Raw genomic sequence first — 12,323 nt, 5'->3', positions numbered from 1 at the left:
GTTCCGGCGATGACCGCCGGCGGCGTCCCGGCCATCAAGCGCGCCTATCTGCCGGCGTCGCCCGATGACGGCAGGCGGGTGCTGGTCGACCGGTTGTGGCCGCGCGGCCTGCATCGGGACGGCGCCGGGATCGACGAGTGGATCAAGGAGGTCGCGCCCAGTACCGGCCTGCGCCAATGGTTCGGCCACGACCCCGCCCGCTGGGAGGAGTTCCGCCGGCGCTACCGGGCCGAGCTCGCCGCGAACCCAGCGCTGGAGCGGTTGCGGGCGATGGCGTCCCGGGGAAAACTGACGCTGATCTACGGGGCGCGGGACGAGGCCCACAACCAGGCCCGGGTGCTGGCCGACTATATCGCGGAGTTGGAGGAAACCGGAAGATGAGCCTGGGGCGGCAAGATGCCATCGGCCCGATATTGGGGTGCCGCCATCCCGTCGTGCTGGCCGGCATGGGCGGCGTGGCGCGCTCGGAGCTGGTGGCGGCGGTGACGGCCGCCGGCGGCTTCGGATTTCTGGGCATGGTGCGCGAGCCGGTAGCGCTGATCCGGGCCGAGGTGGCGGCGGTGCGGCGGCTGGGCCATGAGCGGTTCGGGGTCAATATCATCCCGGCGGCGACGGATGCGGCTTTGCTCGAGCGGCAGGTCGGGACCATCATCGAGCTGGGCGTGCCGGTGGTGTCGCTGTTCTGGGAGATCGACGCGGCCGTGGTGCGGCGGTTCCGCGATGCAGGCATCGTCGTCGTCTATCAGGTCGGTTCGCCCGAGGAGGCCCGCGAAGCGGAGAGGGCCGGGGCGGAGATCGTCATCGCCCAGGGCTGCGAGGCCGGCGGGCATGTCCGCGGCGCGACCCCGCTCCGGCGGCTGCTGCCGGGGGTGGTCGAGGCGGTGCGGGTGCCGGTGCTGGCGGCCGGCGGGCTGGCCGGCGGCGCCGATCTGGTGACGGTGCGGGCCCTGGGCGCCGCCGGCATGGTGCTGGGCACCGCCCTCATCGCGGCGACGGAATCCTTCGCCCATCCGCATCACCGCGACCGGCTGGTCGCGGCGGGACCGGACGACACGCTGCTCACCGACATGTTCCACATCAACTGGCCGGATGGCGCGCGGGTGCGGGTGCTCAAAAGCGCGGTGACGGCGGGCGAGCGGGGAAGGCCCCGCTCCGGCGCGCCGGTGGTGATCGGGGAGGAGGAGGGGCGGCCCATCTACCTGTTCAGCACCGATTCCCCGCTGCGCTCGATGCAGGGGGATTTCGAGGCCATGGCGCTTTATGCCGGGACCGGGGTGGGGGCAGTCTCGGCCGTCAGGCCGGCCGGGGAGATCATTGCCGATATCGTCGAGGAGGCGGCGGCGCTGTCGGCGAGCGGCGCGCTGGCGGCGCCGGCCGAGTTCGCCTCGCCGGTCTGTTATGCCGGGGAAATGAGCGGCGCCTATATGGGCTATCTCGAGCCCGGGGAAGCGGCGGCGGAAGTGGGCGCCGTGGTGCGGATGCTGGCTGCCGGCCTGCAGGCGGCGCTGGCGCGCCCGGGCGATGGCGCCGACCGTCCGCCGCTTGCGCCTGCGGGGCTACGCTTCGCCCGCCACATCCTCGCGCTGCGCCCCTATGCCGGGGAGGCGGAAGAGGCCGGGCGCTTCGGCGGCGCGGTGCCGCAGGCCCTGCCGGCGCTGATCCTGCAAAAGCTGCGCAGCCTGCTTCCGCGCCTGCCCGAAACCGACTGCCGCCGCGCCCTCGAAGCGCTGGCCAGGGAGCTGGAAGCCGATATGGAGCTGGCGCAATAAGGGATTTCCTCATCTCTCTTTTGGGAGAGAGGTCGGCCCAAGGCTCCTGGTTTGATCGTTGTTGTTCATACCAGCGCTGTGCTGCCCTCGGGCTCGACCCGAGGGCCGGCTTGGGAGCCCCGAAACCCGGTTTCCTGCACGTGGATATTGGCCCTCGGGTCAAGCCCGAGGGAAGCCCGGTGTGGGGGATAAATTGAGCTAGGAAGCCAGAATGAACACTCCCGGGTGAGAGGGCCTGCGGCCAATCCTCAGCCTTCGTCCCCACCACCGACCGCGTCCCATCCGGCGCCATGGTCCGGCGCGGTCATGGTCAGGCCCCGCCGCATCAGGTCGATGATGCTGCGGTCGGTGCGGCTGGAATAGACCATGTGCACAGAATAGGAGAAGGCGGGGGCGGAGACGACGCGGTGCAATTGCCCGCGCTCCAGATAGGGGGCGACGGCGCTGAGGCGGAAATAGCCGGTGCCGCCCACCCGCAGCAAATAGAGCAGGGCCAGCGGGCCGTGGGAAACGGACATGCCGGGGCTTTCCAGTTGCGGAAAGGCGGCCTGGTGGCTGGACTGGAAGGAGGGGCCCCAGTCGATCTGCACGTAGTCGTCGAAATTGTCGGGCCGACCCGAGGCATCGGTGGTGACCATCACCAGCTTTTCCTCGTGCAGCAGTTCGACCACGGCGGTGCTGTCCTGGGGCGGGGGATCATAAAGCACCGCCAGGTCCAGCGCACCGTTGCGCACCGCCTCGAGTAGGGGCCCGGCGGTGCCGACCTCGGCGCGCAAGGCGATGTCGGGCGCTTCCTTTTTCATCCAGGCGAGCCAGTCCACCAGTAGCGGGTGCCACAGGCTGATCTCGGCGCCGACGCTGGCGATGTCGATGCGGCCGGGGGGAAGGGCGACCTGCCGGCGCGCCCGGTCCCAGACCTGCACCAGCGTGGCGGCATGGCGCAGGAAGCGTTCGCCGGCCGGGGTGAGCCTTGCGCCGGATTTGTTGCGCACGAACAGCCGGCGCCCGAGCTGTTCCTCCATGGCGTGGACGCGGGCGCTGACCGCGGTCTGGGTGATGTTCAGCCGGCCCGCCGCGGCGACGAAACTGCCGGTTTCGACGATTTCGAGAAACGTCCTGGCGAGAGCGATGTCCATGGCGGCGAGATCACTTCCATTGGCCCTCCCGGCCCATAGCATCCATCCGGGCGGGGGTTAAGGGCTCGGGCGTTCCCCGATCCGGTAGATGCGCCGCGCATTGGCGTGAAGCAGGCGCGCCTGCTCGTCGGCGCTGGCGCCGGCGATGATGCGGCGCGTCGCGCCCACCCAGTCGGTCAGCGAGCCGCCCAGCGTCACCACTGGATGGTCGGACCCCCATACCACCCGGTCCCAGCCGAAACATTCGATGACGTGCTCGACATAGGGCCGGATGGAATCGAGCGTCCAGCCCGGCCCGGCATAGGCGATGATGCCGGAAATCTTGGCCATGACATTGGGCAGGCGGGCGATGGCGGCCAGATCCTCGCGCCAGGGGCTCGTCTCGCCCACGACGATGTCCTGGGCGCCGCAATGATCGAGGATGAAGCGGACCTCGGGAACGCGCGCCGCCAGGTCCCGCCCGAGCGCCAGCTGGTCGTGGCGGACGCACAGGTCGAAGCTGAGCCCATGGGCGGCGAGGCGGCGCAAATTCTCGGCAAACAGCGGCGTCCGGCTCAATTCGTCCGGCGCCTGGTGCAGGATCCGCCGCAGTCCCCGCACGCCGGGCAGGGCGGCGAGGCGCTCCAGTTGCGCGGGGAAATCGGGGCTTTCCGGGCGGCAGGCGGCGATGGCGCCGACCACGCCCTCGAGACCGGTGACGAAGGCGGTTTCCGCCTCGATATCGGCCTCGGCGACGTCGACCTCCATATGCAGCGCCGCCTCGATGCCCAGCGGCCGGGCCTCGGCGAGATAATCCTCCACCCGCCAGGCTCGGTTCAGCGCCGGGGCGCCGGCGAGCCAGGGGTAGGAGAAGCGCTCCGGATAGACCAGATGCAGATGGGTATCGAGAATGGGGATCATCATCGCTCTTTTGGATATGGTGGCCGCCAAAGCCTAGGATGATCCGGTCCGGATTGCCATCCATGCCAGTTTGCACTCATGATCCGGTTGCCCCTTTCCCCCTGCGGGAGAGGGTGGAAATCCGCGTTCAGCGGATTTCCGGGTGAGGGGTTCTCTCCGCGCACTCAGTGTTTGTGGAAAGCCTCCCTTTGCCGCAAGGGGAGAAGGCACGAGCCCAAGCCCCAAGCGCTCAAACGGAGCAGCCTACCGGAATTCGGGGATCACGTGCCGGCCGTAATTGGCGATGATTTCCTCTTCGTCGCCGCTGTCGAGATAGATGTTGAACTGGGTGACCCCGGCGGCTTCGAGTTCGTGCAGCTTGCGCACATGGTCCTCGGGCTCGCCCAGCACGCAGAAGCTTTCCACCACCTCGTCGGTGATGAAATCGAGATAGGGGTTATCGGCCTGGCCGTGCTTGGAATAGTCGTAGCCGCGCCGTTTTTCGATATAGGCGGTCAGGCTGGCCGGCACCTTGTCGCTGTCGGCGCCGTATTTCTCGACGATATCGGCGACATGGTTGCCGACCATGGCGGGGAACCATTTCACCTTTTCGATGGCGCGCCGCTTGTCGCCGAAATAGGCGGGAGCGGCGGCCATGGAGCGGTAATTGTCCATGTCCTTGCCGGCGGCCCTGCCGGCCTCCAGGCACTGGTCGGTGAACCATTTGCACAGGCCCGGATCGGCGATCTGCAGCACCACCCCATCGGCGTGCTCGCCGGCGGTCTTGAGCGCCAGCGGGCCGTAGGCGGCGATCCAGCTCGGCATGTCGTGGCCGACGGCCCAGGGGAATTTCACCGCCGCGGGGATTTCGCCATAGGTGACCTCCTCGCCGCGCACCATGGCCTTGGTCTTGTCGATGAATTCGGCGACGCGCTTGAGGGTCGCGGGCTTCTTGCCCATGACGCGCATGGAGCTGTCGCCGCGGCCCACGGCGAGGTCGAAGCGCCCGCCGGACTGCTTGGAGAGCGAGCCGAAGATGGAGGCGGCCACCGACCAGTCGCGCACGTCCGGATTGGTGACCAGCGGGCCGAAGCGCATGCTGGTGGTGTGTTCCATGCACATGGCGATGGCGGCGTAGCAATCGCGCCAGAGAATGTGGCTGTCATAGAACCAGCAATAGGAAAAGCCGGCATATTCGGCGGCGCGCACCAGATAGCGCGCCCGTTCGGCCTCGATGAATCCCTTGAAGGTGATTCCGAATTCCATAGTCTCCCCCGCATCCCTCGGCCAGAAATTTGACCAGAAGATCAAATTTTTGGCCGGTCGGGGGCGAATGTCAATCGGGATTCGACGCGAAAGGCTCCGCCGCCCCGTCATAGACGATCAGGGGCCGGCCGCCGCCGCCCTCGGGCAGCAGCCGGGCATGGACGCCATAGACCGAAAGCAGCAGGGCGGGCGTCAGCACCCGGGCGGGCGGGCCCTGGGCGACGACGCGGCCCCCCTGCAGCGCCACCAGATGGTCGCAGGAGCGGGCCGCCAGGTTCAGGTCGTGCACCGCCAGCATGATGGTGGCGCCGGTGGCGGCGCGGCGGCGCAGCAGGGCCAGCAATTGCAGTTGGGCGCGGATGTCGAGATGGCTGCTGGGCTCGTCGAGCAGCAGCAGGCGCGGCTGCTGCGCCAATGCCCGGGCGATCTGCACGCGCTGCTGCTCGCCCCCCGACAGCGTGTCGAAGCGGCGATCGGCGAAATCCGTCATGCCGGTCTGGGCGAGGGCGTCGGCGACGATGGCGTCGTCCTGCGGGGCGGGGCCGGCGGCGAAGGCGGACTGGAAGGGGATGCGCCCCAGCGCGGCGACGTCGCGCACGGTCAGGCGTTCCTCGGTCGAGGCGGATTGCTCGACATAGGCGGCGATCCGCGCCCGTTCGCGGCGCGGCATGCGGCCGAGATCGTGGCCGGCGAAGCGGGCGGTGCCGGCGGCGGGAACGAGGCCGAGCAGGGCCATGAGCAGGGTGGACTTGCCCGCGCCATTGGGCCCGATAAGGCCGGTGACGGCGCCGGCGGGGGCTTCGAAGCAAACCCCCGAGAGGATGGGGCTGCCGCCCCGGACGACCGCGAGATTGTCGACTGCGAGCCCCTTCACGTGATCCTCCGGTAGCGCAGGAGAACGAGCAGGAAGACCGGGGCGCCGATCAGCGCGGTGATGATGCCCACCGGCAGTTCGCGCGGGTCGAACAGCGTGCGGGCGGCGGTGTCGGTCCACAGCATGAAGATGGCGCCGGCCAGCATGGCGTGGGGCAGCAGCAGGCGGTGGCGCGAGCCGGTGGCGAGGCGCACCGCATGGGGCACGACGAGGCCGACGAAGCCGATGGCCCCGCCCACCGCCACCATGATGCCGGTAAGCAGGGCGGTGGCGCCCAGCAGCGTCCAGCGCAGGCGGGAAACGTCGATGCCCAATGCGGCGGCGGCATTGTCGCCGAAGGCGAAGGCGTCCAGCGCCCTGCCGGCCATGAGAATGGCGGGAGCGCAAAGGGCCAGCGCGGCCAGCACCAGCAGGGCGTCGGGCCAGATCGAGCCGGACAGCGAGCCCATCAGCCAGCTCAATATCTCGCGATAGCTGTCCCCGGTGGCCGACCAGAAGATCAAATAGGAGGTCGCGGCGGCGGCCAGCGCCGAGATGCAGATGCCGGCCAGGATCGCGCGCGAGGGGGTGGCGCCGCCCAGCAGCGCCGCGATGAGCAGCGCCAGCGCCAGCGCGCCCGAACTGCCCAGGAAGGCGCCGGCCGGCATCAGCGGGGCCGCGCCGGCCAGCAGGAACAGCACCGCGCCCAGCGCCGCTCCCGAGGACAGGCCCAGCAGGTAGGGGTCGGCCAGCGGATTGCGGGTCAGCGCCTGCATGACGGCGCCGGCGAGCGCCAGGCCCGCTCCGACGCCGAGCGCGGTCAGCACGCGCGGCAGCCGCAATTCCCACACGATGGCGTCGCGCAGATGGCCCACCGGGCTCTCGGGCAGCAGGCCGAGATGATGGAGGATGACCGACCATGCCTCGCCCGGCGTGATCTGCGCCGGCCCGAGGGTGACGGCAATCAGGGCGCTGGCGAGCAGCAGCAGGATGAGGGCGGGCAGGGCGATTGCGTTCATGACGCTGCCGCTTCCAGTCATTCTCCGAAATTCATTGCCGCTAGCTGTTCGGCCATGTCCGCCACCGCCGGCACGTTGCGCACCCCCGCTTCGGCGGCGGGGAAGGGAATGGTCAGATAGCGCTGATGGATGACGGCGTCGAGCCGGCTGGTGATGGGGTTTTCGGCCAGCAGGGCTTTTTTCTGCGCGATGGAATTCCAGTCCGTTCCCACCAGCACGATGATGTCGGGATCGGCGTCGACGATGGCTTCCCAGCTCGCCGAGATCCACCCCTCGTCGATAGCGGCGAAGATGTTGTCGAGGCCCAGCGCCGCCATCATCATGGCGGGGGCGTTGTTCCCGGCCCCGACATAGGGGGTCTTGGTGCCGGAGGAATACCACAGCGCCGTGAGCCCGCGATGGTCCGGCGCGATCCCGGCCAGCGTCGCCCGCTGTCGGGCAATGAGCGCATCGGCTTCCGCCGCCACGTCGAAAATCGCGCCCAGTTCGGCGATTTCGGCAAAGAGGCGGTCGAAGCTGAGCCGGGGCGGCTTGACCGAGCGGCAGGCGGCGGGGGCCACATAGGTGTCGACGCCGAGCCGGGCGAGGGTCTGGCGCTCGCCGGCGCCGTCGGCGGCGAAATTGCTTTCCCAGCCGCCATAGACGAAGTCGGGCGCGGTTCCGAGCACCACTTCCTGGCTCGGCACGCGGTCGGACAGGACCGGCAGAGGGGCGTCCAGATGTGCCGGCAGGGGGGCGTCCTGAAAACCGGTGCCGACGAGGCGGTCGGCCAGCCCCAGCGACAGCAGCAATTCGATGGCGGTGGACTTGATGGCCACCACCCGTTCGGGCGCCCGCTCCAGCGTCAGCGTCATCCCGCAATTGTCGAGCGTCAGCGGATAGGCGGTGGCGGCGAGGGCCGGAGGGCAAAGCAGCAGCGCCGCTATAAGGGACAGGCCGGGCAGGGCCGGGTAGTTCCGTCTCCTCCGCCTCCCTCCCCACTCGGGTAGCGCTTGCGCGCTCCCGAGCGCGGGCGCTTGAGGCGGGTTGTTTATTTTGGGCGCTCCTGATTTGATCGTTGTTGCCCACACAAATGCTGCGCTGCCCTCGGGCTTGACCCGAGGGCCGGCCTGGAAGCCCCGAACCTCAGGTTTCTTACGCGTGGGCAGTGGCCCTCTTCCCCTCCAGGGAGAGGAGAACCGCCATCGTTCCACGAAGGAGCGGGAAAAAGCCATCATCTAGTCCTGACGCTGCTTGCGTTTGGCCTTCATTTCCGCCAGCGCCGCCTCATAGCCGAGCCGATAGGCCTCGGCGCTGCCGAAGCGGAACATGTCGTCGTCGCCGGTGCGGGTGAGGGTGCGGGCGCCGGGACCGTCGAGGCCCCGCACATAGCGCTCGAGGCCGCGCAGCACCGCCACCGGGATATTGCTGGTCTTGCCCTTGACCAGATCGGCGGCGCCGGCGATCTCGTCGGCCACCACCGCCTGGGTGACGTGCAGGGGCCGGCCATTGGCGTCGTTCTCCCCGCGCAGGTCGTCGGTCAACTGCAGGCCGGCGGCGCCGATGGCCATGTCGGTCTGGCCGACGCGCCAGGGCCGGCCGATAGTATCGGTGACGACGAGGCCGATGCTGATGCCCAGCCTGTCGCGCAGGCCGGCGCAGAGGGCGCGGGCCGAGGCGTCGGGATCGGCCGGCAGGCGTAGCGCGGTGCCCTCGGGCACATTGGACATGTCGATGCCGGCGGCGGCCATGACCAGGCCCTGCCGCGTCTCGACGATGCGGAACGTGCCGCCGGGATGGACGCGCTCGGCCACGATGCGCACGCTGTCCTCGGCAATGGCCCGTTCGCGGTCGGCGGCCGAAACCTGCATGCCCTCGGCCTTGGAGACGATCTTGCTGGTCACCACCAGGATGTCGCCGTCGCGCAGCGCCAGTTCCGGGTCGGCGGCGGCCTGGGCGGCGGCGGCTTCGGCGATCAGGGCGACCAGATCGTCGCCCGGTCCGATTTCGGGCATGCCGGTGAGGCCCCAGGCGGAGAAGCGGGGGATCATGGCCGTCCCGCCAATTGGCGCAGCCGGGGCAGGATTTCCCTGGCATAGAGCCCGATGAAGCGGGTCTGGTCGGTCCCCGGCGCGTGGAAGACCAGATGGTCGAAGCCGTAATCCATATAGGTCTTGATGGCGGCCACGTGCTCGTCGGGGTCGGAGGAGACGATCCAGCGTTTGGCGACGCGCTCGATGGGCAGGGCGGCGGCGAGGCGTTCCATCTGCTCGGGGTCTTCGACGGAGTGCTTTTCCTCCGCCGAAAGCGACAGCGCCGCCCAGTTGCGGGTGTCCTCGAGAGCGCGGGCCGGGTCGGTGTCGAAGGAGACCTTGACCTCGATCATGCGCTCGAAAGGCCGCCCCTTCAGCTCGCTCTCGGCCCGGCCGGCCTCGACATTGGGCAGGAGCTGGTCGACATAGAGCTCGGCGCCCTTGCCCGAGGTGCAGATGAAGCCGTCGCCGGCGCGGCCAGCATATTTGGCATTGAGCGGCCCGCCGGCGGCGATATAGATCGGCACCGGCTCGGCCGGCTTGTCGTAGATGGTGGCGTTGACCGTGCGGTAGAACTCGCCCTCGAAGCTGACGCGGTCCTCGCGCCACAGCCGGCGGATGAGCTGCACCGACTCGCGCAGCCGCGCCGAGCGTTCCTTGAGCGCGGGCCAGGCCATGCCGGTGGCCGGCACCTCGTTGAGCGATTCCCCCGTGCCCACCCCCAGGATGACCCGGCCGGGAAACATCAGGCCCATGGTGCCGAAGGCCTGCGCGACCACGCTGGGATGGTGGCGGAAAGTAGGGGTGAGCACCGAGGTGCCCAGGACGATCCGCCTGGTGCTGGCGAGCACCGCCGACATCCAGGCCGGCGCGAAGGGGGCGTGGCCGTCCGTATGTTTCCAGGGCTGGAAATGGTCGGAGGTGAAGACGGAATCGAAGCCCGCCGCCTCGGCCTCCACCGCAAAGCGCAGCAGGTCGTTCGGGCCGAACTGCTCAGCCGATGCCTTGTAGCCGAAACGCATATCGATCTCCTCCATTCCCCATATTTGATCGTTTGGTCAAAAATCGTCTTTCGTCAAGCGCCGATTGCGCCTGAACGGCTTTGACCCCGGGGCCGGGGATGGCGTAAGGGCGGGCGAGCGAGAAAGGCATGACGAACGAATGAAGATCATCTTTGACACCGATCCGGGCATCGACGATGCGATGGCGCTGCTTTATCTGAGCAAGCTGCCCGAAATCGAGCTGCTGGGCATCACCACCGTGGTGGGCAATGCCGATATCGACACCACGACGCGCAACGCGCTTTTCCTCAAGCAGCAATTCGGGCTCGAGGCGCCGGTCGTCCGCGGCGCGGGCAAGACGCTCGACGGGGTGGAGAAGGCCGAGCCGGTGATCGTGCACGGTCTCAACGGGCTGGGCGATATCGCGCTGCCGGCGGTGGACGAAAGCGGGCTCGCCCCGGGTGAAGCCAGCCAGTTCATCATCGATACGCTCCGGGCCCATCCGGGCGAGGTCACCATCGTCGCGGTGGGGCGCATGACCAATCTGGCCCTGGCGCTGCGCGCCGCGCCGGAGGTGGCTGGCCTGGCCCGGCAGGTGATCATCATGGGCGGGGCCTTCGGCTATCGGGGCCGCAGCGGCAATATCACCCCGGCGGCGGAAGCCAATATCCATGGCGATCCGGTCGCGGCCGACGAGATTTTCGCTGCCGACTGGCCGGTGGTGGCGGTGGGGCTCGACGTCACCCACGATATCGTGCTCGACACCGATTATCTGGCGGCGCTGGCGCGCGATGCGGGCGAAAACGGCGAATTGCTGCGCCAGATGTGCGACCATTATGCCCGCTTCTACAAGGAGATCATGGGGCTTTCCGGCCTTGTCGGGCACGATCTGCTGGCGGTGACCTATGCGCTGTTCCCGGACTGGTTCGAGACGCGGCGCGGGCCGGTCCTCGTCGTGCGCGACGGCATCGCGGTGGGCCAGACCATCCAGATGCCAGAGACGCGCAAGGGCGGCCATCCCGCCTGGGCCGGGCGTCCGTCGCAGGCCATCTGCACCGGCGTCGAGGCGGCGCGCGTGCTCGCCCATTTCCGCGAGGTGACGGGCCGGCCCTGAGCGCCGCGCCGGAAGGGACGATCGTGACCGCGCCGGCAGGAACCCTTGCGATGCAAGTTTCGTTGCTGGCGCAGCGTCATCCCCCAACCGGAGTGTTTCGAAATGGCCGACAAGCAACTGGACGATCTTTTCCTCGATACGATCAAGGACATCTATTACGCCGAGCGTCAGATCCTCAAGACGCTGCCCAAAATGGCCAAGGCCGCCAGCTCGCCCGAGCTGCGCGCCGGCTTCGAGCAGCATCACGCGGAGACCGAGACCCATGTGGAGCGGCTCGAGCGGGTTTTCGAGCTGCTGGGCAAGGCCCCGCGCGGCAAGACCTGCGACGCCATTCTCGGCATCATCGAGGAGGGCAAGGAAATCATGGAGGATTTCAAGGGCACCCAGGCGCTCGATGCCGGGCTGGTCTCGGCGGCGCAGGCGGTCGAGCACTACGAAATCGCCCGCTACGGCACGCTGGCCACCTGGGCCAAGCAGCTCGGCCACAAGGAGGCGCTGGACCTGTTCCTCCAGACCCTCGCCGAGGAAGAGGCCACCGACAAGAAGCTCACCGACCTGGCCAAGAGCTCCGTCAACCGCATGGCGGCCTGAATGTGATTGCCCCCCACCGGGCTTTCGTCGGGTCAAGCCCGGCGTGGGGGATTAAATTGAGCCAAGAGCATGGCTCTCCGGGCCTGATCGCCGCCGGGGGCGGCCGCCGATCAGTCCTTGGCGCGTTCGACGTAGGAATTGTCTTCGGTGAGGATGACGATGCGGGTGCCGGCGCCGATATGGGGCGGCACCATGACGCGCAGGCCGTTGTTGAGCAGGGCCGGCTTGAACGAGGAGGAGGCGGTCTGGCCCTTCACCACCGGCTCGGTCTCGACGATCTCGAAGGTCAGGCGCTGGGGCAGTTCCATCGACAGCGCGATGCCCTCATGGGTCATCAGGTGCACCTTCATGCCATCGGTGAGATAGGCCTTCTGGTCGCCCACGATCTCGTCGGAAACGGTGATCTGCTCATAGGTCTCCGGCTCCATGAAGTGGTGGCCTTCGCCGTCCGAATAGAGATAGTCGTATTCGCGGTCGTCGACATCGGCCTTCTCGACCATTTCCACGGTGCGCCAGCGGCCTACCACCTTCACTCCGTCGGAAATACGGCGCATGGTGACGTTGGTGACCGAGTTGCCCTTGCCCGGATGAACGTTCTCGGCGGTGAGGATCACATGCAGATTGCCGTCCTGCTCGACGACATTGCCTTTGCGCAGGGACGAGGCGATGACCTTGACCATAAT

The 12,323-nt window shown here is 68.4% G+C and carries 13 protein-coding genes; 4 read left to right on the top strand and 9 right to left on the bottom strand.

What is annotated here, in order from left to right; genetic code table 11:
• The first annotated feature begins 9 nt into the window (after window positions 1-9).
• Both ACFOOL_RS02130 and ACFOOL_RS02125 read left to right on the top strand, forming a co-directional pair.
• Window positions 10-381: a DUF488 domain-containing protein gene (locus ACFOOL_RS02130; protein ID WP_380094449.1), complete on the top strand. Its 372-nt coding sequence runs from the start codon at window positions 10-12 to the stop codon at window positions 379-381.
• On the top strand, window positions 378-1,769 hold the full coding sequence (locus ACFOOL_RS02125) for an NAD(P)H-dependent flavin oxidoreductase (RefSeq protein ID WP_380094448.1): 1,392 nt from the start codon (window positions 378-380) through the stop codon (window positions 1,767-1,769). Before ACFOOL_RS02130 ends, ACFOOL_RS02125 begins: the two co-directional genes overlap by 4 nt.
• Before the next feature lie 248 nt (window positions 1,770-2,017).
• Here the strand turns inward: ACFOOL_RS02125 and ACFOOL_RS02120 are convergent, their stop codons facing one another.
• The 8 genes from ACFOOL_RS02120 to fgd all read right to left on the bottom strand — a co-directional run bounded on the left by ACFOOL_RS02120 (window position 2,018) and on the right by fgd (window position 9,956).
• Window positions 2,018-2,905 (bottom strand): LysR family transcriptional regulator, encoded by an 888-nt coding sequence (locus ACFOOL_RS02120; protein WP_380094446.1) that lies wholly within the window; start codon window positions 2,903-2,905, stop codon window positions 2,018-2,020.
• Window positions 2,906-2,962: 57 nt separating this feature from the next.
• The gene (locus ACFOOL_RS02115) at window positions 2,963-3,805 is read right to left on the bottom strand and encodes an amidohydrolase family protein (protein WP_380094444.1); all 843 of its coding nucleotides are present in this window, start codon (window positions 3,803-3,805) and stop codon (window positions 2,963-2,965) included.
• Window positions 3,806-4,048: 243 nt separating this feature from the next.
• A complete protein-coding gene (locus ACFOOL_RS02110) occupies window positions 4,049-5,050 on the bottom strand; it encodes a TIGR03842 family LLM class F420-dependent oxidoreductase (RefSeq protein WP_380094441.1) in 1,002 nt (333 codons plus the stop codon).
• A 70-nt stretch (window positions 5,051-5,120) separates the two neighbouring features.
• Window positions 5,121-5,924, bottom strand: coding sequence for an ABC transporter ATP-binding protein (locus ACFOOL_RS02105; protein ID WP_380094439.1), 804 nt, complete (start codon window positions 5,922-5,924; stop codon window positions 5,121-5,123).
• Entirely contained in the window at window positions 5,921-6,922 is a 1,002-nt protein-coding gene (locus ACFOOL_RS02100; protein ID WP_380094437.1) for an iron chelate uptake ABC transporter family permease subunit, read from the bottom strand. The genes ACFOOL_RS02105 and ACFOOL_RS02100 overlap by 4 nt, the downstream gene beginning before the upstream one ends.
• A gap of 17 nt (window positions 6,923-6,939) precedes the next feature.
• Window positions 6,940-7,776 (bottom strand): ABC transporter substrate-binding protein, encoded by an 837-nt coding sequence (locus ACFOOL_RS02095; protein WP_380094436.1) that lies wholly within the window; start codon window positions 7,774-7,776, stop codon window positions 6,940-6,942.
• Between the two features lie 363 nt (window positions 7,777-8,139).
• Window positions 8,140-8,952 carry a coenzyme F420-0:L-glutamate ligase gene (cofE, locus tag ACFOOL_RS02090; protein ID WP_380094434.1) on the bottom strand — a complete coding sequence of 271 codons (813 nt, stop codon included), beginning with the start codon at window positions 8,950-8,952 and terminating at the stop codon, window positions 8,140-8,142.
• Window positions 8,949-9,956 carry a glucose-6-phosphate dehydrogenase (coenzyme-F420) gene (fgd, locus tag ACFOOL_RS02085; RefSeq protein ID WP_380094432.1) on the bottom strand — a complete coding sequence of 336 codons (1,008 nt, stop codon included), beginning with the start codon at window positions 9,954-9,956 and terminating at the stop codon, window positions 8,949-8,951. The genes cofE and fgd overlap by 4 nt, the downstream gene beginning before the upstream one ends.
• Before the next feature lie 139 nt (window positions 9,957-10,095).
• Here fgd and ACFOOL_RS02080 point away from each other — a divergent pair, with 139 nt between their 5' ends.
• Entirely contained in the window at window positions 10,096-11,049 is a 954-nt protein-coding gene (locus ACFOOL_RS02080) for a nucleoside hydrolase (protein ID WP_380094431.1), read from the top strand.
• Between the two features lie 102 nt (window positions 11,050-11,151).
• Window positions 11,152-11,640 (top strand): YciE/YciF ferroxidase family protein, encoded by a 489-nt coding sequence (locus tag ACFOOL_RS02075; RefSeq protein WP_380094429.1) that lies wholly within the window; start codon window positions 11,152-11,154, stop codon window positions 11,638-11,640.
• A 110-nt stretch (window positions 11,641-11,750) separates the two neighbouring features.
• On the opposite strand, the gene efp is transcribed toward ACFOOL_RS02075, so the two are convergent.
• Window positions 11,751-12,320, bottom strand: coding sequence for an elongation factor P (gene efp, locus ACFOOL_RS02070; protein ID WP_380094427.1), 570 nt, complete (start codon window positions 12,318-12,320; stop codon window positions 11,751-11,753).
• Between the last annotated feature and the right edge of the window lie 3 nt (window positions 12,321-12,323).

It is taken from the genome of Devosia honganensis (assembly GCF_042648785.1).
GTDB lineage: Bacteria > Pseudomonadota > Alphaproteobacteria > Rhizobiales > Devosiaceae > Devosia > Devosia honganensis.
The sequence above is the reverse complement of the archived record's forward strand: the minus strand, read 5'-3'. Positions and strand labels throughout refer to the sequence as shown.

Coding starts and splice junctions, on each gene's coding strand:
- ACFOOL_RS02130 (WP_380094449.1), top strand. CDS start 10: ATGACCGCCGGCGGCGTCCCGGCCATCAAGCGCGCCTATCTGCCGGCG.
- ACFOOL_RS02125 (WP_380094448.1), top strand. CDS start 378: ATGAGCCTGGGGCGGCAAGATGCCATCGGCCCGATATTGGGGTGCCGC.
- ACFOOL_RS02120 (WP_380094446.1), bottom strand. CDS start 2,905: ATGGACATCGCTCTCGCCAGGACGTTTCTCGAAATCGTCGAAACCGGC.
- ACFOOL_RS02115 (WP_380094444.1), bottom strand. CDS start 3,805: ATGATCCCCATTCTCGATACCCATCTGCATCTGGTCTATCCGGAGCGC.
- ACFOOL_RS02110 (WP_380094441.1), bottom strand. CDS start 5,050: ATGGAATTCGGAATCACCTTCAAGGGATTCATCGAGGCCGAACGGGCG.
- ACFOOL_RS02100 (WP_380094437.1), bottom strand. CDS start 6,922: ATGAACGCAATCGCCCTGCCCGCCCTCATCCTGCTGCTGCTCGCCAGC.
- ACFOOL_RS02095 (WP_380094436.1), bottom strand. CDS start 7,776: ATGACGCTGACGCTGGAGCGGGCGCCCGAACGGGTGGTGGCCATCAAG.
- cofE (WP_380094434.1), bottom strand. CDS start 8,952: ATGATCCCCCGCTTCTCCGCCTGGGGCCTCACCGGCATGCCCGAAATC.
- fgd (WP_380094432.1), bottom strand. CDS start 9,956: ATGCGTTTCGGCTACAAGGCATCGGCTGAGCAGTTCGGCCCGAACGAC.
- ACFOOL_RS02080 (WP_380094431.1), top strand. CDS start 10,096: ATGAAGATCATCTTTGACACCGATCCGGGCATCGACGATGCGATGGCG.
- ACFOOL_RS02075 (WP_380094429.1), top strand. CDS start 11,152: ATGGCCGACAAGCAACTGGACGATCTTTTCCTCGATACGATCAAGGAC.
- efp (WP_380094427.1), bottom strand. CDS start 12,320: ATGGTCAAGGTCATCGCCTCGTCCCTGCGCAAAGGCAATGTCGTCGAG.